The 18,427-nt window shown below is 69.1% G+C and carries 18 protein-coding genes; 5 read left to right on the top strand and 13 right to left on the bottom strand.

All coding sequences use genetic code 11. The annotated features are described in order from the left end of the window. Positions 1-103: 103 nt before the first annotated feature. Positions 104-1,012, top strand: a complete 909-nt coding sequence (locus tag AVR91_RS34500; RefSeq protein WP_063272493.1) for an SDR family oxidoreductase — start codon at positions 104-106, stop codon at positions 1,010-1,012. Here the strand turns inward: AVR91_RS34500 and AVR91_RS34505 are convergent. Both AVR91_RS34505 and AVR91_RS34510 read right to left on the bottom strand, forming a co-directional pair. Then, a complete protein-coding gene (locus AVR91_RS34505) occupies positions 1,003-2,523 on the bottom strand; it encodes a PH domain-containing protein (RefSeq protein WP_063272494.1) in 1,521 nt (506 codons plus the stop codon). The genes AVR91_RS34500 and AVR91_RS34505 overlap by 10 nt on opposite strands. Continuing rightward, complete coding sequence (locus AVR91_RS34510) at positions 2,520-3,059, bottom strand: PH domain-containing protein (RefSeq protein WP_063272495.1); 540 nt, start codon at positions 3,057-3,059, stop codon at positions 2,520-2,522. The genes AVR91_RS34505 and AVR91_RS34510 overlap by 4 nt, the downstream gene beginning before the upstream one ends. Positions 3,060-3,164: 105 nt before the next feature. Between AVR91_RS34510 and AVR91_RS34515 the strand changes: the two genes are divergently transcribed. After that, positions 3,165-4,085 carry a proteasome assembly chaperone family protein gene (locus AVR91_RS34515; RefSeq protein WP_016336965.1) on the top strand — a complete coding sequence of 307 codons (921 nt, stop codon included), beginning with the start codon at positions 3,165-3,167 and terminating at the stop codon, positions 4,083-4,085. Between the two features lie 201 nt (positions 4,086-4,286). On the opposite strand, the gene AVR91_RS34520 is transcribed toward AVR91_RS34515, so the two are convergent. Then, complete coding sequence (locus tag AVR91_RS34520; protein WP_083737840.1) at positions 4,287-4,940, bottom strand: NAD(P)-dependent oxidoreductase; 654 nt, start codon at positions 4,938-4,940, stop codon at positions 4,287-4,289. Between the two features lie 141 nt (positions 4,941-5,081). Here AVR91_RS34520 and AVR91_RS34525 point away from each other — a divergent pair, with 141 nt between their 5' ends. Continuing rightward, on the top strand, positions 5,082-5,906 hold the full coding sequence (locus AVR91_RS34525; protein ID WP_228709422.1) for a class I SAM-dependent methyltransferase: 825 nt from the start codon (positions 5,082-5,084) through the stop codon (positions 5,904-5,906). A 119-nt stretch (positions 5,907-6,025) separates the two neighbouring features. Here AVR91_RS34525 and AVR91_RS34530 read toward each other — a convergent pair whose 3' ends face one another. Together AVR91_RS34530 and AVR91_RS34535 are read right to left on the bottom strand one after the other, a co-directional pair. Beyond that, positions 6,026-6,352 carry a YciI family protein gene (locus AVR91_RS34530; RefSeq protein WP_063273818.1) on the bottom strand — a complete coding sequence of 109 codons (327 nt, stop codon included), beginning with the start codon at positions 6,350-6,352 and terminating at the stop codon, positions 6,026-6,028. 8 nt (positions 6,353-6,360) lie between these two features. Continuing rightward, positions 6,361-6,795: a MarR family winged helix-turn-helix transcriptional regulator gene (locus AVR91_RS34535; protein ID WP_063273817.1), complete on the bottom strand. Its 435-nt coding sequence runs from the start codon at positions 6,793-6,795 to the stop codon at positions 6,361-6,363. Between the two features lie 110 nt (positions 6,796-6,905). Between AVR91_RS34535 and AVR91_RS34540 the strand changes: the two genes are divergently transcribed. After that, on the top strand, positions 6,906-7,577 hold the full coding sequence (locus AVR91_RS34540; RefSeq protein WP_063273816.1) for a nitroreductase/quinone reductase family protein: 672 nt from the start codon (positions 6,906-6,908) through the stop codon (positions 7,575-7,577). Positions 7,578-7,743: 166 nt separating this feature from the next. Beyond that, entirely contained in the window at positions 7,744-8,547 is an 804-nt protein-coding gene (locus AVR91_RS34545) for a DUF11 domain-containing protein (protein WP_083715481.1), read from the top strand. Between the two features lie 44 nt (positions 8,548-8,591). On the opposite strand, the gene AVR91_RS34550 is transcribed toward AVR91_RS34545, so the two are convergent. From AVR91_RS34550 to AVR91_RS34585, 8 genes are all read right to left on the bottom strand, one after another. After that, entirely contained in the window at positions 8,592-9,812 is a 1,221-nt protein-coding gene (locus tag AVR91_RS34550; protein WP_063275826.1) for an RNA polymerase sigma factor, read from the bottom strand. Continuing rightward, positions 9,813-10,208 (bottom strand): YciI family protein, encoded by a 396-nt coding sequence (locus tag AVR91_RS34555; RefSeq protein ID WP_228708414.1) that lies wholly within the window; start codon positions 10,206-10,208, stop codon positions 9,813-9,815. A gap of 105 nt (positions 10,209-10,313) precedes the next feature. Next, positions 10,314-11,306, bottom strand: a complete 993-nt coding sequence (locus AVR91_RS34560; RefSeq protein ID WP_063275824.1) for an isopenicillin N synthase family dioxygenase — start codon at positions 11,304-11,306, stop codon at positions 10,314-10,316. Positions 11,307-11,337: 31 nt separating this feature from the next. Then, positions 11,338-12,915, bottom strand: a complete 1,578-nt coding sequence (locus AVR91_RS34565) for an MFS transporter (RefSeq protein ID WP_076857500.1) — start codon at positions 12,913-12,915, stop codon at positions 11,338-11,340. Between the two features lie 69 nt (positions 12,916-12,984). Next, positions 12,985-14,334 (bottom strand): UDP-glucose dehydrogenase family protein, encoded by a 1,350-nt coding sequence (locus AVR91_RS34570; protein WP_063275823.1) that lies wholly within the window; start codon positions 14,332-14,334, stop codon positions 12,985-12,987. A 101-nt stretch (positions 14,335-14,435) separates the two neighbouring features. Continuing rightward, positions 14,436-15,626, bottom strand: a complete 1,191-nt coding sequence (locus AVR91_RS34575) for a hypothetical protein (RefSeq protein WP_063275822.1) — start codon at positions 15,624-15,626, stop codon at positions 14,436-14,438. Continuing rightward, on the bottom strand, positions 15,623-16,720 hold the full coding sequence (locus tag AVR91_RS34580; RefSeq protein ID WP_063275821.1) for a Gfo/Idh/MocA family oxidoreductase: 1,098 nt from the start codon (positions 16,718-16,720) through the stop codon (positions 15,623-15,625). Before AVR91_RS34580 ends, AVR91_RS34575 begins: the two co-directional genes overlap by 4 nt. After that, positions 16,698-18,140, bottom strand: a complete 1,443-nt coding sequence (locus AVR91_RS34585; protein WP_076857502.1) for an FAD-binding protein — start codon at positions 18,138-18,140, stop codon at positions 16,698-16,700. Before AVR91_RS34585 ends, AVR91_RS34580 begins: the two co-directional genes overlap by 23 nt. Positions 18,141-18,427 lie beyond the last annotated feature (287 nt).

The raw sequence follows: 18,427 nt of genomic DNA on the forward strand, positions 1-18,427 counted from the left end.
CTCGCCGGAGAATCACGAAGAGTCAAGAAAGTAGCACATTGTGTGAATTGCGGACCAGGGACTTTGGTCCACGAACAAGCGGACTTCTTGCTAGGTTCGGACCATGGAAAAGCCATTGGCGGGCAAGGTCGCGCTGGTCGCCGGGGCCACTCGCGGGGCAGGGCGGGGAATAGCGGTCCAGCTGGGTGCCGCCGGCGCGACCGTTTACGTGACCGGCCGCAGTACCGCCTCGCGACGGTCGGAAATGAATCGCCCGGAGACGATCGAGGAGACGGCGGCGCTCGTCGACGAGGCGGGCGGGCGCGGGATCGCGATCGGTGTGGACCATTTGGCGGCGGACCAGGTCCGCGAACTGGTGGAACGGATCGACGCCGAACAGGGCGCGTTGCACGTACTGGTCAACGACATCTACGGCGCGCCCATCGAATGGGACAAGACGGTCTGGGAGTCCACTTTGGACACTGGGCTGCGGACGCTGCGGCTCGCCATCGACACGCATGCGATCACCAGTCATTTCGCGCTGCCGCTCATGATCAGGAATCCGGGCGCGCTGGTCGTCGAGGTCAACGACGGCACCACCGAGTACAACTCGGAGAACTATCGGGTTTCGTTCTTCTACGATCTCGCGAAGACCGCGGTGAACCGGATGGCGTTCGCACTCGGCCACGAATTGGCACCGCATGGCGGTACCGCGGTGGCCGTCACGCCGGGCTGGTTGCGTTCCGAAGCGATGCTCGACGCTTATCGGGTGACGGAAGAGAATTGGCGCGACGCGACGAAGGTGCAGCCGCACTTCGCCATTTCCGAAAGTCCCGCGTTCGTCGGCAGGGCGGTCGCGGCGCTGGCCGGCGACGCGGAAGTCGCCCGCTGGAACGGGAAATCGATGTCCAGTGGCGAATTGGCGAAGGAATACGGATTCACCGACCTCGACGGCAGCAGGCCCGACTGCTGGCGCTATCTCGTCGAAGTCCAGGACCCCGGCCTGCCCGCGGACGTCACGGGCTATCGCTGAGCATCCCGGCTGAGGAAGGGCGTGAGCAGACCGGGCGCGGCCCGCTCCGCCATCGCCAGTCCGGCCGATTCGCCGACGTCGACCACCTGATAGCCGCCCTTGCCCGCCGCGATCGGGGCCGTCACGGTGATCAATCCGGCGCGCCGCTGGAAGAACGAGCGGCTGACGACGACGCCGGTGAGGCCCTCCCGCCGGATCGCCACCGTCGCCCGCGCCAGCGAACCGGACCGGCTGACCAGGTAGCGCCCGACGATCGCGTGGCCGAGGTTGCGGTAGCGGTCCCAGCCCACCAGGGCGGCGAACGGCGCCAGGCCGAGCGCGACCTGCCACATCCAGGACGGCAGGAAATCGATCCAGGCCAACCCGAACAGCGCCGCCGCGAGCAGCAGCACGCCGCCGATCGCGCGGGTGAGCCGCCTCGTCAGCGCCCGTCGCGGATGCCGGTTCAGCGGCACGGTGGCCGGGTCGAAGTTCTCCCGCAGCACTTCGGCCGCGACCTCGTGGACCCGGCCGACGGGGGCCGGTGGCAGCAGCAGCCCGCCGCCCTTGTCGCCGCCCTTGCCCTCGCGCAGCCCGCCCGCGATCGCGGTGAGCCGTGCCCCGCCCGCGATCCGCAGCGGCAGCGGCTCCTTCACCTCGACGCCACGAAGGCGTTCTTCTTCGATGGACACCGAACGCGTGGTGATCAGCCCGCGCCGGACGTGGAGGGTGCCCTCGGATTCCCTGGTGAGCTTGAAGTTCCAGAACGAGAGCACGTAGCCGCCGACGGACAGCAGCGAGACGACCACGAGCAGGCCGACCGCGGCGACGACCACGATCAGCCACAGCGCCGTGTTCGCCAGGTCGTCCAGGAGGTCCCGCAGCGGTCCGACGTTCTCCGGGGCGATGTTCAGCTGGTGCGCGAAATGCCAGACCGCGGCGAACACCGCGCCCACCACGGCGAGCCCGGACAGCGTGAACGGCGCGTATCGCACCCACTTCCGGTCGACCTCCGCCACGACCTGTTCGGGAGGTTTCGTCTCGGCTTCCGGAGAGATTTCCTTGCGGTGCAACAGAACCGTGCGCAGGCGGTGCGCCTCGGCCTGGCTGACGGCGTCGAGCACCAGCTGGTCGTTGCCCGCGCCCTGGGCCAGGGAATGCCGTCCGGTGCCGATGCGAACGGCGCTGAGGGAGAACAAGCGGTGCTTCGGTTCCGATGTGACGTCGACCGTGCGGATCCGGTCCAGCGGGATCGCGCGATGTTTGCGCAGCAGCAGGCCCGTGGTCCATTCCACCTGGCCGTCCGCGACGCGGTACCGCGACGTGAGGACATGGGAGACGCCGACGAGCACGGTCAGCGCGGTGACGCCAAGGCCGAACCACTCCCAGCCGTTGCCCCGGCCGAGGATCACCGTGCCGATCAGGACCGGCAGCGATTTGACGACGTCGAGGACGGGGCGGATCAGCAGCATCCGGCGGTCGAGCCGGTGCCAGCGGCCGACGTCGGTTTCCGGTGGTGCCTCGGTGCTCATGTCGCGTCACCCGGCGTGGCCTGCGTCGTCCTGGTGAGTTCCGCGACTAGCGCGAGCGCCTGGGCGTGGTCGAGACCGGAGATCTTGACCGGGCCCGCGGCCGACGCCGTCGTCACGGTGATCTTCGCCAGCCGGAACAGCTGCTCGACCGGGTCGCGTTCGATGTCGACGGTCTGGATCCGCGAGATCGGCGCGATCCGCCAGTCCTGTTTGAGCCAGCCCTCCTGGGTGTACACGGCCTCGCCGGTGACCTCCCAGCGGTGGATCCGGTAGCGCCACTGCGGCATGACCAGCAGATGCAGGGGTGCGAGCACGCACGAGATCGTCAACGTCACCGTCAGCCACGTCGGCGCGTCGTCGCTCGTGAACACGAACACCGCTTGCGCCGCGACGAAGATCACCCAGCCGACCGCTGCCCATACCGTCCAGTAGCCGATGGCGCGTCTGCTCACCCGATTGGCGGGCGGGCGCAGGCTGAGGGTCTCTTCCGTCACCCCTCCACCCTGCACCACCTCGGTGCGGACCGCCCACGACACCTGTCACGGACCGATAGGATTTCGGCCACGGCCGGCGGAATGGATACCCCCTATCGGGGCGTTGCCACCCGTAGACGGTTGCACGCACGAAACCTGGAGGATCTGGTGGCGCTGGACCCGGAAGACCTGTACGAGGTGGACTCGGACGTCCCTGACCTCGGCGGGGCCGTGCTCCTGCACTACTTCGACGGCTTCATGGACGCGGGGTCCGCGGGCAAGCTCGTCGCCGAGCAGCTCCTGAACTCCTCCGAGCACCGCGTGATCGCGCGGTTCGACGTCGACCGGCTCATCGACTACCGCTCGCGGCGCCCGACGATGACCTACTCCATCGACCACTGGGAGGCCTACGACGCCCCCGAGCTGGTCGTCCACCTGCTGCACGACGCCGACGGCGTGCCGTTCCTGCTGCTCACCGGGCCGGAACCGGACCACGACTGGGAACGGTTCTGCGCGGCCGTGCGCGGGCTGGTCGAACGCTGGGACGTCCGGCTCACCACCGGTTTCCACGGCATCCCGATGGGCGCGCCGCACACCCGCCCGCTCGGCGTGACCGCGCACGCGACCCGGAACGAGCTGGTCGGCGAACACCGCCCGCTGCCCAACCGGATGCAGGTGCCGGGCAGTATCGCCGGGCTGCTGGAGTTCCGCTTCGGCGAGTGGGGGCACGACGCGTCCGGGTTCGCCGCGCACGTGCCGCACTACCTGGCGGACTCGACGTACCCGAGCGCCGCGCTGAACCTGCTCGGCGCCGTCGCCGCGGCGACCGGGCTGAACCTGCCGGACGGGGAGCTGCGGGAGGCCTCGCACGAGGCGGAGGCCGAGATCGCCCGCCAGGTCGCCGGCTCGGAGAAGGTCGCCGACGTCGTGCGCGCGCTGGAGCAGCAGTACGACACGTTCATGGAGGCGTCGGGCAAGGAAAGCCTGCTCGCGGAGTCGGTCGAGCACATGCCGACCGCCGAGGAGCTGGGCAACCAGTTCGAGCGGTTCCTGGCCGAGCAGAACGGCGGGGACTCGCCGGAGCGCTGAGTCACGCTCGCGTGGCGCCGAACTCACGTGATCGAAGGCGTAACTCGCGTGATTGAAGCCGTGACTCGCGTGATCTGAGACGTAACTCGCGAGTGCGGCGTCCAATCACGCGAGTTACGTGCCTGATCACGCGAGTTACGCCTTCGCTCACGCCGTGCCTGTGTGCCTAGCCGTCCTTCGCGCTCACGAGGCCGGAGCGGGTCAGTAGTCGACGGCGACCATCGACTTCGAGTGCGCCGGCCGCTCGATCTCGTCGACCAGCGCCACCGCGAGATCCGCGTAGGAGAACGGCTTCGTGTCCTCCGCGCGCAGCAGCACCCGGTGGTCCCCGCTGCGGTACTCGCCCGTGCGCCCGGCGTGTTCGTCGAGCATCACCGGCGGCGGCGCGACGATCACCCAGTCGAGCCCGCCGCCGGACGCACGGAAGACCTCCAGCTCCGCCGTGTGCCCGAGCGAGAACTCGCGGTGTTCGGGTGGCCAGCCCGGCTGGTCGTGGAAGGCGACGCCCGGCTCGATCTCCAGCGCCGATCCGACACCGACGACGACCAGCCTCCCGACACCGGCGCGCCCGAGGCCGTCGATCAGCGCGTGCGCGGCGGCCGGGTAGTACTCGCGTGACGGGAGATCCGCGCGGTAGACGGAACTGATCGCGGCGTCGTGCCCGGCGGCGGCTTTCGCGACGTCGTCCGCGTCGGTGACGTCGGCGGCGATCAAGGTGACGTTGTCCGCGGCGAGATCCGCATGGCGGCCGGGATCCCGCACCGCGGCGGTGACCAGGTACCCGCGGCTCACGGCTTCGGCGACGGCCCGGCGCCCGGCGCGTCCGCCCGCCCCGAAGATGACGATGCTGCTCATCGTGCTCCTTTTCTCCTTGCCGGTACCCGAGTACCGGCTGCGAACGCGATGCTAGGAGCGGACCCCTCGGTTACCGCAACGAAACCGGGTCCGGGCGTTCTGGTCCCGTTCACTCGAACGGTGCTGGTGTATCGTCCCGGAATGCGTCACCTGGTACCCCATTCAGCCCTGAAGACCTTGGGCCGTTCGGCCCGCGGAACGTTCGGCCGGGGCCTGCACCGGCTCGCCCGGCGATTCCACGATCCTTATCCGGCGGAACTGGAACGGGTCGCCGCGGAATTGCGGGCGGAGATCATCCGGCAGGGGGACCGCTGTTTCGATCGGATCGTCGAGTTCGAAATCCGGAGCCGTCGCGACATCATCTACGCGGGCGATCAGGACGCGGCCCGGGACAGCAACCGGTTCGCCCGTGAGCATCTCACCGGGACCAAACACTTCGCGCGTCCACAAGAGACTCTCGCGTACGCGCTTTCCCTTGCTCCGTCAGGGGAAATGGCCCTCGAATTCGGCGTCGCGAGCGGGAACACGCTGCGCGTGATCGCCGAGGCCCGCGGCGGCGTCGAGACCTACGGGTTCGACTGGTTCCAGGGCCTGCCGGAGAACTGGCTCAACGGCATGCCCGCCGGTTCGTTCGCGCGCGACGACCTGCCGGACGTCCCCGGCGCCGAACTCGTCGTCGGGCTTTTCGCCGACACGCTCCCCGGTTTTCTCGAGCGGCACGAAGGCGCCGTCGATTTCCTTCACGTGGACGGCGATCTGTACAGCTCGGCGAAAACCGTGCTCGACCTGGCCGGGCCGCGGCTGCGGTCCGGCAGCATCGTGCACTTCGACGAGTTCTTCAATTACCCCGGCTGGCAGCGGCACGAGCACCGGGCGTGGCTGGAATACGTGGAACGCACCGGTGTCGAATTCGAATACGTGGCATACACCTATGCCGACAACCAGGTCACCGTGCGGATCTCCTAAGCGATCCGCTGGAGCCAGCGTGTTGCGAAAGCCACTTTCGCAACCTTCAACGTTGCGAAAGTGGCTTTCGCAACTGAGGCTGCGGCAGGTTCGAGCCGGAAACACGTGAGCAAGCGCGCCTAAAGCATTTCGCGGACCTCGATCGTCCCGATCGCGGCCCACGGGTGGGTCTTCGCCGCCTCGACGGCTTGTTCGCGGCTTTCGCATTCGAGGATGGCGATGCCGCCGATCTGTTCCTTCGTCTCGGCGAACGGGCCGTCGGTCAGCAGCGCCTCGCCGCCCCGGACGCGGACGGTCGTCGCCGACTCGGGCGGGTGCAGGCCCATCCCGGTGACGCGCAGGCCGCGCCGCGTCAGCTCCCCGGCCCAGTCGCGGCAGGGTTCGGTGATGTCCGTGTCGAGAGCGTCCTCGCCGATGGTTCCGCCGAGCATGAGCAGGTAGCGCACCGGTCCTCCTAGTCCGTCAGTCCGTCTTCGTACGCGCGCAGGGTGTCGATGAACGTCCGGCGCTCGGCCGGGCTCAGTGGCGCGAGCGCCTTCTGCCAGGCCCGGGCGCCCTGCGCGAGCCAGCCGTCGATCGCGGGCCGCATCCGGTCGGCGATGGCGACGATCCGCCGCCGCCGGTCCGCCTCGTCCTCGCGCCGGTCGAGCACGTCCTTCTTGCTCAGTTCGCCGACCATCAGGCTCACCGTGGTCGGGGCGACCTCGAGCCGTTCGGCCAGTTCGTTCACCGTCATCGGGCCGTCGAAGAGCAGGTACGACAGCAGCGACAGGTGCCGCGGAGCCAGCGACAGAGACTGGAGTTCGTCGGGGATCTTGATCCGCTTCGCCCGTCCGACCATCCGCGGCATGAGCAGCAGCAAGGCCCGCACGGCGTCGTCGACTTCCATGTCCTCGGTTGACACCGGCCACCCTTCCGAATACCTTTGCAAACAAAGAAGCTTTGCTTGCAAAGCGAAACTGCTTTCACGCTGATGCTACCTGGGGAGTTCCGTTGCTGATGACCACCGCGGACGCCGAAACGGGGCGTCCCCGCACCACTCGTGTCGCTTGCCGTCCTTCCGGAAGCGGATATCTGGTGTCCGCGCCCGACGACGCTTCGCCTTGGTATCGCGACCTTCTCGCCAGTCCACAAGCGACACTCGAAATCGACGGCGTTCCGCACGCCGCGCGGGCCGTGCCGCTCGAAGGAGACGAACGCGGCTTCGTGTTGCACCTGCTGGAAGTCGATGCCGCCCGCGGTCGCGCGATCGCGGATCAGCTGCTCGTCCATCACAGCGAACTCAGGAAGACCTTGGCGGCGGCACGGGCCGAACTCGACGGCGGGCCGGTCGCGGACCGGTCGGGCCTGCGGCGCGAGCTGTTCGGCCATTGCGTGACCTTCTGCAACGACCTGCGCATGCACCACCTTCGCGAGGATGGCGCTTTCACCGCGATCGAGAAGGCCCATCCCGGGCTCGCGCCGGCGCTGAAACGGCTGCGCCAGGAGCACGAAACCGTGTCCCGCGCGCTGCTCGATCTCGACGCGTTGCTTCAGGGTGGGGGAGACCGTGGCGCCGTGCGCGAGAAGTTCGACCGGGTCGCCGCCGGGCTGGAGGAACATTTCGCCTACGAGGAAGCGAATCTGCTTCCGGCGCTTCGCGGGAAGGAGTCGGTTACTCCGATAGGGTGAGGCGGGCGAGCCACTTGGCGGGGGACAGCGGTAACGAATGTCCGTTCCTGGGCGACTGATCGTTGTCCGCACCGATCGGCGCGACGCCCCCGACCGGAAGAGTGAGAACCGAATGAAGCTTCGAAGAGCCTCACTTCTGTCTCTGGTGGCCGCAGTGGCCACGATCATGCTCGTGGCGCCCACCTCCGCCCTCGCCGCCCCGCCGACCAGCGCGGTGGAGGTCTCGCCGACAACCGTCCAACGTGGACAGACGTTCACCGTGACGCAGACCGTGTACAACGCCGACGCGACGTCGACGATCGAAGGCGGCAAGGCGACGCTCTACGGCAAGGAATCCCCGCTGCCGGGGATCGTCGACCTGGTGTCCTGCCCCGGCGCGTTCGCCTGCGACATGCTCGGCGGCAGCATCCGCGGCGGCGTCGGCACCGTGACCCCAGGGCAGAGCAAGACCGTGGTGTTCACCTTCCGCGTCAAGGACGACGCGCCGCTGGGCGATGTCACGCTGCAGCACCAGTTCGTCGGCGACAACTACAGCTTCGAGATCCTCGACGGCCCCGTGCTGACCATCACCGGCACGCCGAGCGCGGCCGACCTCGGGGTCACGCTGACCGCGTCCCCGCGCGGGATCCTGACGTCGTCGATCGACTACACGGTCAAGGTCACGAACGCGGGGCCTGCCACGGCGTCCGGGATCCGGGTGGCGTCGACCCTCGGCAACGGGCTGCGCTTCACCGGCTCGTCCGTCTGCTCGAACCCGGGCGGCACGAAGGTCGTCAATTGCGACTTCTCCTCGCTCGCGCCCGGAGCCAGTGCGACGGCGAAGTTCTCGGTGGCCGCCGGGCTGCTGAGCCTCGGGCCGGTCAAGACGACCGCGAAGATCACGCAGAGTTCCGTCGCCGACCCGAACGCGGCCAACGACACCGCGTCGTCGACCTGCACGGCGATCACCGGTCTTCTGCTCACCTGCTGAACCGTGCCGTCCGGCAGCCGCTCGCGAGCGGCTGCCGGACGGCGTCAGCGCAGGCGTTCGGCGCGACCGTGGAGATAGCGCTGGTGGGGCAGGCCGGTCGCCAGCCGGGCGGCGTCCACATAGGACTCGATGGCTTCGGTGGTGTCCCCGGCCATCTCGAGCAGATGCGCGCGGGCGGCGTGGAAGCGGTGGTCGCCGGAGATCCGGTCGCCGAGCTTTTCCAACGCTGTCAAGCCTTCTCGTGGCCCCTCGGCCATCCCGACGGCGACGGCGTGGTTCAGCGCCACCACGGGATTGTCGGAGAGCCGCAGCAGGAGTTCGTAGAGCGCCACGATCTGCGGCCAGTCGGTCTCCTCCGCGCTCGGCGCCTCGTCGTGCAGCGCCGCGATCGCCGCCTGGATCTGGAACTGCCCGGTCGGCCCCTTCGGCAGCGCTTCGGACAGCAGCGCGATGCCCTCGGCGACGTACCCGGCGTTCCACCGGCCCCGGTCCTGTTCGGACATCGGGATCGGCGCGCCGTCCGGCCCCGTCCTCGCCGGACGGCGCGCGTCGGTGAGCAGCATCAGCGCGAGCAGGCCGGTGGCCTCGCTGTCGTCCGGCACCAGCCGATGGACGATCCTGGCCAGCCGGATGGCTTCGGCGGAGAGATCGCTCCGCACCAGATCGGGGCCGGACGTGCTGGCGTAACCCTCGTTGAAGATCAGGTACAGCACGTGGAGCACCGCGTCGAGGCGTCCCGGTTCCGCCGGCAGGGCGAACGGGACACCGCTGGCCTTGATGCCCGCCTTCGCGCGGCTGATCCGCCGGGTCATCGTCGCCTCGGGGACCAGGAACGCGCGCGCGATCTCAGCCGTGGTGAGCCCGCCGACCGCCCGCAGCGTCAGCGCGATCTGCGACGCGGGTGAGAGAGACGGGTGACAGCACAGGAAGAGCAGGACGAGGGTGTCGTCCGAGTCGGCCGCCCGCCGGTCCGCCGCGGGCGCGAGGTGCTCTTCGGGCAGCTTCCATTGGACGACGGTGTCCTCGCGACGACGCCGCGCCTGCTCGGCGCGGAGCAGGTCGGTCAGCCGCCGTGAGGCGACGGTGATGAGCCACGCGCGCGGATTCTCGGGGCGCCCTTCGGCCGGCCACTGTGTCGCGGCCGCGAGAAGCGCCTCCTGCGTCGCGTCCTCCGCCAGGTCGAAATGACCGTAGCGGCGGACGACGGCGCCGAGGACCTGCGGCGAAAGCTCGCGCAGCAGGTCTTCGACGCCGCTTTCCGGCATCTAGAGCTCCAGCTCTTCGAAGCTGTCGGCGCACGGCCGGATGTCGACGTACCAGTCGCGGCCGAGGTCGCTGCCCTCCGGATGCGGGGTGTTCGCCAGCTGGGCCGCGATCTCGGTCGCGCGGTCGTAGCTCGCGCAGTCGACGGTCGTGTATCCGACCAGGACCTCCTGCGTCTCGGCATACGGCCCGTCCGTGACCACAGGGGCGCCGTCACGCAGGGAGACGCGGCGGGCGTGCGCCGGCTGGGAAAGGCCCTGCGCGTCGACGAACTCGCCCGATTCGACCAGATCGTTGTTCCACTTGGCCATGAACTCGTGCAGGGCCTTGACCTCGTCGGCGCTCCAGGCGCCGCCGATGTCCGCGAGGTCCTTCTGCGACCCGAACATCATGATCATGTACTTCACGGTTGTCTCCTCTCGGCCGGCACCGTTTCGGCGCCTTCTGCCGGGGACGTCGGAGCCGCCGGACAGGACAGGACATCGTTCGCCGCGAATTCTCCCTCAGCTTCGGTCGGCCGCCGTGTTCATCGCGTCGGCCGGTTCCAGGGTGCGCCCGCCGGTGATCTTGGCGTAGAGATGCGCGCCGCCGAGGACCGGCGGATATTTCGGCGGGTTCCCGGCGGACTGGCAGGTCGGAAGGCATTCGAACCGAGCGTCGTGGTCGCCGTCGAAGAAGAACGCCACGCTGCGCCGTCGTGCCGGTCCCGGCCCGGACGGCGGCACGACCCGGTGGAGGGTGGAGCGCCAGCGGTCGTTGGTCCACTGCGCGGTGAGGTCGCCGAGGTTCACGACCAGCGCGTCTTCGGCGGGGATCACGTCGTGCCAGGCCCCGTCGGGGCCGTGGATCTGCAGGCCGGGGACGGGATCGGCGTAAAGGACGGTGACGATGCCGTAGTCGGTGTGCGCGCCGAGCCGCATCTGGCCGGGCAGGGGTTCGGGCGCTCCGGCGCGGCGCTCGAAGTGATTCACCCGCAAGGTGCGCGTCGGGTGCCGGGTGTACGCGCCGAGGTAGCCGTCGGGGAGCCCGAGCGCCTTCTCGAAGATCTCCAGCAGCACCCGCGCGACGCGGTGGGCTTCGTCGGCGTACTCGGTCAGCGCGGGCCGCAGGTGCTCCGGCCGGTCGGGCCAGATGTTCGGTACGAAGAAGCCGTACGGGTCTTCGCCGTCGATGTGCTCCGCGCCGATGACGAACGATTCCGACAGGTCGGGAGGTGTCGTCTCGCCGAGGCTGTACGCCAGCCCTTCGGTGCCTTCGGCGGCGTATCCGCGATCCGAAGCGCGGTCGGCGGGCGCGGAACGGAGCTTCTCCTCGACAGGGAGCGCGAAGAAGGCCGCAGTCGCTTCGCACATGGCGTCGATCGTCGCCCGCGGGATGCCGTGCCCGACGACCTGCAGGAACCCCACCCGCGTCAACGCCTCGTCGACGGCGTGCGCGAGTTCCGCGCGGTCGCCGTTTTCCCAGGTGCTCAGATCGACCGTCGGTACGAGTGTCATGACGCGACGGTAGCCAGGGTGGCGCCGATGATCAGCGGGTCACGGTCATCCGATCGGGCGATCTGTCCTGCCCGATCGGCCCGCGCAGGCTCACCGCGCACACCACGCCGACGAGCAGCACGCCGGCGGGAAGCAGGAAGGCCACCTCGACGGCGTCCGTGAGCGCGGCACCGGTGACCTGGGCGACCAGCTCGCGTGCCTGGACGGGCAGATCCGCGGCGGCCTCGGGGACGCCGCCGAACTCGCCCGCCGCGACCGCCGAACCGGCCGCTCCGGCGAATCCGTCGAGGAACCGCTGCCGGAATTCGGCGGGCAGCGCGGCCGCCGCTTCGTTCGCCCGTGCCACCATCGAGGCGCTGGTCCGCGCCTCCAGCAGGACTCCGACGGCCGCACCGCCGAGCACCCCGCCGACCTGGCGCGCGGTGTTGAAGATGCCCGACGCGCTGCCGACCAGCGACCGCTCGACGGAGTTGATGGTCACGTTGTTCATCGGGGAGAAGGTGAACCCGACGCCGAGCCCGCAGAGCAGCAGTCCGGGGAGCAGGGCCTGCGGCGAGCTCGCCGGGATGAGCACCTGCGAGACGACGCAGAGGCCGCCGCTCAGGGCGAGCATCCCCGACATCAGCAGGTACTTGGGGTTCACCCGGTCCGACAGCCTGCCCGCGAACGGTGCGACACCGCCGGACACCACGGCGAGCGGCGCGATGAGCAGGCCGGCGTCGGCCGGGGACAGGCCGAGCACCGACTGGATGTAGACGACGAACACCAGGAGCATGCTGGTCATCGTGAAGCCGACCGTCACCGCCGACGCGGTGCCGAGGGAGAAGTCGCGGTGGCGGAAGATCCGCAACGGCAGCAGCGGTTCACGGCGGTTGGCCCGCTGCCACAGCACGAAAGCGCCCAGCAGCAGCACACCGGCCCCGATGATGTCGAAGGCCGTCCCCCAGCCGTACGTCTGTCCATTTTGGATACCGAAGACGACGCAGACGAGGCCGGCGCCGAAGAGCAGGATCCCGGGAACGTCGAAGCGGTGCGAGTTCCCCGGTCGCCAGTCGGGGACGAGGACCACGGTGAGCACCAGCGCGATCAACCCGACCGGGACGTTCACGAAGAAGATCCACTCCCAGCCGAGCTGATCGACCAGCAGGCCGCCCAGCACCGGGCCGGCGATCATGGCGAGACCCGCGACACTGCCCCAGGCACCCATCGCCGGGCCTCGTTCGTCCGGCGGGAACAGATGCGTGATGAAGGCCGTGGTCTGCGGGGTCATCAACGCGGCGCCGAAACCCTGCACCGCCCTGGCGACGATCAGCGTTTCCACGTCGCCGGAAAGCCCGCACCACAGCGACGCCGCGGTGAACACCACCAGCCCGGCGACGAAGACGCGCTTCGGCCCGAACCGGTCGCCGAGCCTGCCGGCCGGCAGGATCGGGACGGCGTAGGCGAGCAGGTACACGCTGGTCACCCAGATCACCGCGGTCAGCTCGGTGCCGAGTTCGCGCACCATCGACGGCACCGCGATGTTCACGATGCTGATGTCCAGCATGACCATGAAGAAACCCAGGCACAGCGCGAAAAGCGCGGACCAGGGCCGGGTTCGCTTCGGCATCCGTCCTCCTGTTCCCGACGCCGGAAGGGTGGGACGACGAGCGGGTCCACCCGCCGTCCACCCCGGGAGTCACCCTGCGTGCGCGACCATGGCGACGGCGGGCGCGCGGGTGCTGCCCGGACGTCCGATGCCCTGGTAGGAGAGCCCCGTCCTGGCCACGGTGAGCGGGTCGAGCAGGTTCCGGGTGTCGATGACGGCCCGGCCGTGGAGCCGGTCGGCGATCCGCCCCCAGTCGAGGTCGCGGAACTCCGGCCATTCGGTCAGCAGCACGAGCGCCGCCGCGCCCTTCGCCGCGTGATAGGCGGTCCCGGCGATCCGCACGTCGTCGGTCACGCCCGGCACCGGCGCGTGGACGCTGGGGTCGTAGCCGGACAGCTCCGCGCCTTCGGCGGCCAGCCGGGCCGCGATCGCCAGCGAGGGGGAATCCCGCAGATCGTCCGTCCCGGCCTTGAACGTCAGGCCGAGCAGGCCGATCCGGACTCCGGCGAGGTCGCCGCCGACGGCCTTGCGCACCTTGGCGACCACCAGTTCCTGCTGTTTGACGTTGGTGTCGATCGCCGCACGCAGCAGGGCGAAATCGCTGCCCGCCGACTCCGCGGTGCGCAACAGCGCGAAAGTGTCCTTCGGCAGGCAAGAGCCGCCCCAGCCCGGCCCCGGCCGCAGGAACGCCTTGCCGATCCGGTCGTCGTAGCCCATCCCGGCCGTCACGTCGTCGATACTCGCGTCGAGGTACTCGCACAGTTCGGCGACCGTGTTCACAAAGGACAGACGCGTCGCGAGATAGCAGTTGGACGCGTACTTGATCAGCTCCGCGCTCGAGGAGTCGGTCACCAGGACGGCGGTGTCGAGGTGCTCGTACAGTGCCGCGACCCGCCTGGCGGGGACCGGGTCGCGATCCGCGGAGCCGACCACGATCCGGTCGGGATTCAGGAAGTCGTGGACGGCGAACCCCTCGCGCAGGAATTCGGGATTGGACACGACCGCGACGTCGGCGCGGTCGATCAGCGCCGAGACGTGGGCCGCCGTGCCGACCGGGACCGTCGACTTGTTCACCACGACGCATCCGTGCGGCAGTAGATCCCGCACCTCGGTCACGACGGATTCCAGCGCGGTCAGATCCGCCGCGCCGGTCGGGCCCATCGGCGTCGGCACGCAGAGGATCACGATGTCCGCGCCCGCCGCCGCCGCGCTCGCGCCGAGCACGAACTCCAGCCGCCCGGACGCCAGCCCGTCCACCACGAGTTCGCAGATTCCCGGTTCCCTGATGGTCGCCTCGCCGCGCCGCAACGCGTCGACCTTCTCCTGGTCGACGTCCGCGCAGACGACGTGGTGTCCCAAGGACGAAAGGCACGCGGCCGTGGTCAGCCCCACGTAGCCCGCGCCGATCACGGCGACCGTGACCCCCGATGTTGCACCCATTCTCTTACCCTCCAGTTTCGACGCCGCCGGGCGGCGCGGATTCGCCCCGCCCGGCGGCATCGCGAGATACGGATTTCGTGTTCAGCCGGAAAAGCCTTGTGTCACTTGGCGTGCGGGATGGCGCGGATCCCCTCGTACGGGGTCTCCTTGCCGAGGTAGTCCACCGTTTCGAACAGACCGATCGCGTGCATCGGGTACCGGGCGCCCGCTTCCGCCGCGAAGACACAGGGAAGGATCTGCTTCCGCTCGGACGCGGCGGCCTGGCCGCCCTTGCGGATGTGCTTGTGGGTGTGGATCAGGATCGGCATGTAGCCGCCGCCGAGGAACGAACCCGACTGCAGGACCGCACCGCCGACGCAGTCGATCACGCAGCCCTTGCCCAGGATCGCGTCGCGGCCCTGGTAGTAGTACGACGGCGTGGCGAGCGTGCCGTGCTCCACATGGAACACACCCGCCGACAGGCCGATGATCGAGCGGCCGCAGGTGCGCAGCACCGAGCGGTAGAAGTCGACCAGGATCGGCCGGACGGTCGTGTCCGGAAGCGAGAACTCACCGCACATCAGGGTGATGCGCACCAGTTCCGCGAGCGTGAGGCCGGAGCCGTGCTCGCCGGGGAACTCCTGGTCCCACGGCACCAGGTAGTCCGACGGCGCCACCATCGTGGTCCCGACGTCCTCCAGGATCAGCCGTTCCGCGTCGCCGACCTCCTCCGCCGGCACGACGCCGTTCGCGAGGACACGCACGGCGAGCAGATGCCTGCTCTCCAGCGTCTTCGCCCGGCTGGCGGCGATCAGCAGATTGAGCCTGCCGGTCACGGTTTCCGGGATGTCGAAGAGGTGGTCGATACCGTCGGTGGGGACGGCGATCTTCGCCTGCAGGCCGCGTTTGGGCAGCGGCTCGTAGGAATCGACCACGTCCTGGAGGGCGCCGGTGAACTCGCCCGCGCCGACCTGCACGAGCCTTTCCGCGGCCAGCGCGCGGTAGTCGAACGGGATCGAGGTCGACGTCGACAGCACGACGTCGGCGAGCAGGGCGCGATAGCGGTCGTCGTCCAACGAGGACGCCGCCAGTTCCAGGGACAGGTAAGGGGATTCGTCGCCGGGCCCGTGGATCCAGCTCGCGGTGTAGGGCGCCTCGAACCGGCACGCCTTCGCGAACAACGCGCGGGCGGCGTCGTCGTTCTTGACCTGGCCGGTGACCTCGGCCAGCGCCACGTCGCGCTCCGCGACCTCGGGCAGCATGTCCTTGGCCGGCCGCAACAGTGTCGAAAGATCCTCGATGCTTCGCGTCATGCTTCGCTCCCAATTCGTGCGTACTTCTCGTTTTCCGTTGCCTGCGGGAAAGTTCCGGTGAACATGGCCGAACCCAGCGCGGCGAGGAACCGGTGCTCCGCGGGGCGGACCACCGTGGTGCCCTCGTCGAGGTGCCGCAAAAGGTCCAGCTGCGTCAGAAGCGCCTCCTTGAAATGATTGACGGCGATGAGGAAATGGCGCGCCGGCGCCGTGCCACGGACGTGGACCGCGTGGATGTTCTTGTAATCGGGGTCCGCGCCGAAGAGGGGTTCGAAGACCAACGTGGCGTGTTTCCCGGACCGGAGTTCCACGTCCGCGAAGCGGTACCGGAACTCGGAGCCGTACGGGATGGCCGCCGGGGCGATGAAGTTCCTCGAAACGCTTTCGGGGAAAGCGAATCCGGCCAGCTCGGGGAAGGCGATGGCGCCGGTCGACGACGTGTAGAGCTCGACGTCGGGCAGGCCCGCGGCCTCGGTCCGCACTCGCATCTCCGCCGTCACCGAGGAGGGCACCGTGCGCAGATAGGCCCGGTACTGCTCGGCGGGGAGGAGCGAACGCAGAATGCTCAACATGTGGAAGCCCTCGTAGCCGGCTTCGCCGTACTGGGTGTCGACGAACCTGCCGTTCGCGACGTCGAGTTCCCGGTTCTTGGTGAACTCGATGGTGATCTTCCGGATGGGATCGGACTCGCGGAGCTCCCGCACGGACGCCGCGAAGCGCTGCACGGCTTCGCTGTGCGAATACACGTCATTGACGATGATCCGGGCGCGGGGATGACGCCGGACCGTGCGGCCGAGACCCGCGAGGTCCTCCGGGTAGCAGGCCGGTTTCTCCAGCAGGACACGGGCATCGGGCTGCCGCCGCAGGATTTCGTCGACGACCGCGAGATGGGTCGCCGTCGGGGTGGCGACCACCCAGGCGTCGACCGACGCCGGATCCGGCACCTGGGCGACCCGCACCCAGTCGGCCCCGTCGCCGATGTCCACGGTGCGGATCCGGTGTCCCGCTTGGCCGTAACAAGCGGCGTACAGCGACCCGATCTTGCCGAGCCCGACGATGACGATCGTCCTCTCAGCCAGCGACGGTGCCGACACGGGCTTCCCCTTCCCGTGCTCGGATGGCGTGGCGGGCGGCGGACGTACCCGCCGCCCGGCCGAGCACGGCGCCCGCCATCAGGCCGGTGCCGCCCGGATAGCCCTGGTCGTAAAGACCGCCGACGATCACGCCCGCGGCGTAGAGGCCGCTGATCGGCTCGCCGCCGCCGCGCACTTCGGCGTCCGGGGTCACGGAGAGCCCGCCGTAGGTGAAGGTCAGCCCGCAGACCACCGGGACGAACAGGTACGGCGGGGTGTCGAGCCGCTTTTCGTCCTGGTCCGCGTGCAGCCGCTCGATCTCGGCGGTCAGGTTCGCGGCGTCGATCCCGAGCCGCCGGGCGCCTTCCTCGATGGAGGAGACGGTCACCGACGCGGGATCGCCGACATAGCCCTTGGGGAGCGAGCCCGCCGAGACGACCTTGTCGTCGAAGATCTGGAAGGCCGTCCTCCCCGGCTGCTCCTGGATCTTCTGGCCCAGCGTGACGTAGGTGAGGTTGCTGTAGCCGCCGGATTCGTCGAAGAACCGGAGTCCCTCCCGGTTGACCACGACACCGAGCGGATAGGCGTACCGGGCGAGGCCGTGGGATTTGTGCATCTGCCCCGGCAGCATGTGGTCGGGCAGCTCGATGCCCTGCGGCGTGGTGTGGCACTTTTCCCAGTTGCCCGCCGTGTCCGCGCCGAGCTCGACGGCCGCCGTCAGGGGAGCGCCTTCGTTGAACGGGACCCCGCGCAGCTTCACGTCCCGCCATGCCTCGCCGAGGTGACGTTCACGCAGCCGGTCGTTCGCCTCGAAGCCCGCCGACGCCAGCACGAGCGAGTCGGCGATCGCCGGGAACGCGGGACCGGAACCGTGGAGCAGGTACCGGCCGTCGGCGGTCCTCTCGAAGCCGGTGACCGCGCTGTCGTAGGAGACCGCTCCGCCGAGCCGTTCGAACCGGTCGAAGTTCCGGTCCTGCAGGCTCTGGCCGCCGCCGTCGAGGACGATCGGCACGTCGCCGGGAAGCGGGGTCGGTCTCGGCGCCCAGCGCTGCCCGAAGTCGCGCATCCAGGCGATCGTGTCCGTCGAACGGCGGATGATCGACTCGATGAGCGCGACGTCCACCTGGTCGCCGGACACGCGCAACCAGTCTTCGAGGTACTGCTCGTCGCTGTAGCCGGAGCGGCCGGCCAGAATCTCTTCGACCCGGTCCTTGTCCGCCTGTCGCAGCAGGCCCGCGATGAAAGGGCTTCCCTGCCAGGAGAAACGCATGGTCCTGGTCAGGGAACTGTTCCCGCCGCGTAGTTCTTTCGGTGCGGCTTCGAAGACGCCGACCGAGGTCGCGCCCGCCTGCAATGCGGCTATCCCCGCGCAGAGTCCCGCATTACCCCCGCCGACGACGGCTACCTGCCATTCGGCCGTATCATTTTGACCGTTTCGCATCAACAACGCTCCACAATCCGGTGTTCGCCATTCAGGGACGACCGCGTTCGAACAGGACCGACCCATATCGCCGGAGGACAGTGCGAATGCTTATGTCGACGCACGGTCATCGGGCGAATACAGGTTTGGTCCGTGAACAAGTGGTCTGCTGCTGGATTCGCAGCCTTCGTTCCTCGCGTGTGCTCAGAAAGGCGGCGCACGAGGATGATTCTTCGGAATCAGTGGCCGACACCGGATTCTGGTGGCGGCAGACGTCATCCGGTCTTCAGAACGGAGATTTCAGTGGA

Origin of the sequence: Amycolatopsis keratiniphila subsp. keratiniphila (assembly GCF_001620365.2) — a bacterium.
Classification (GTDB): Bacteria; Actinomycetota; Actinomycetes; order Mycobacteriales; family Pseudonocardiaceae; genus Amycolatopsis; species Amycolatopsis keratiniphila.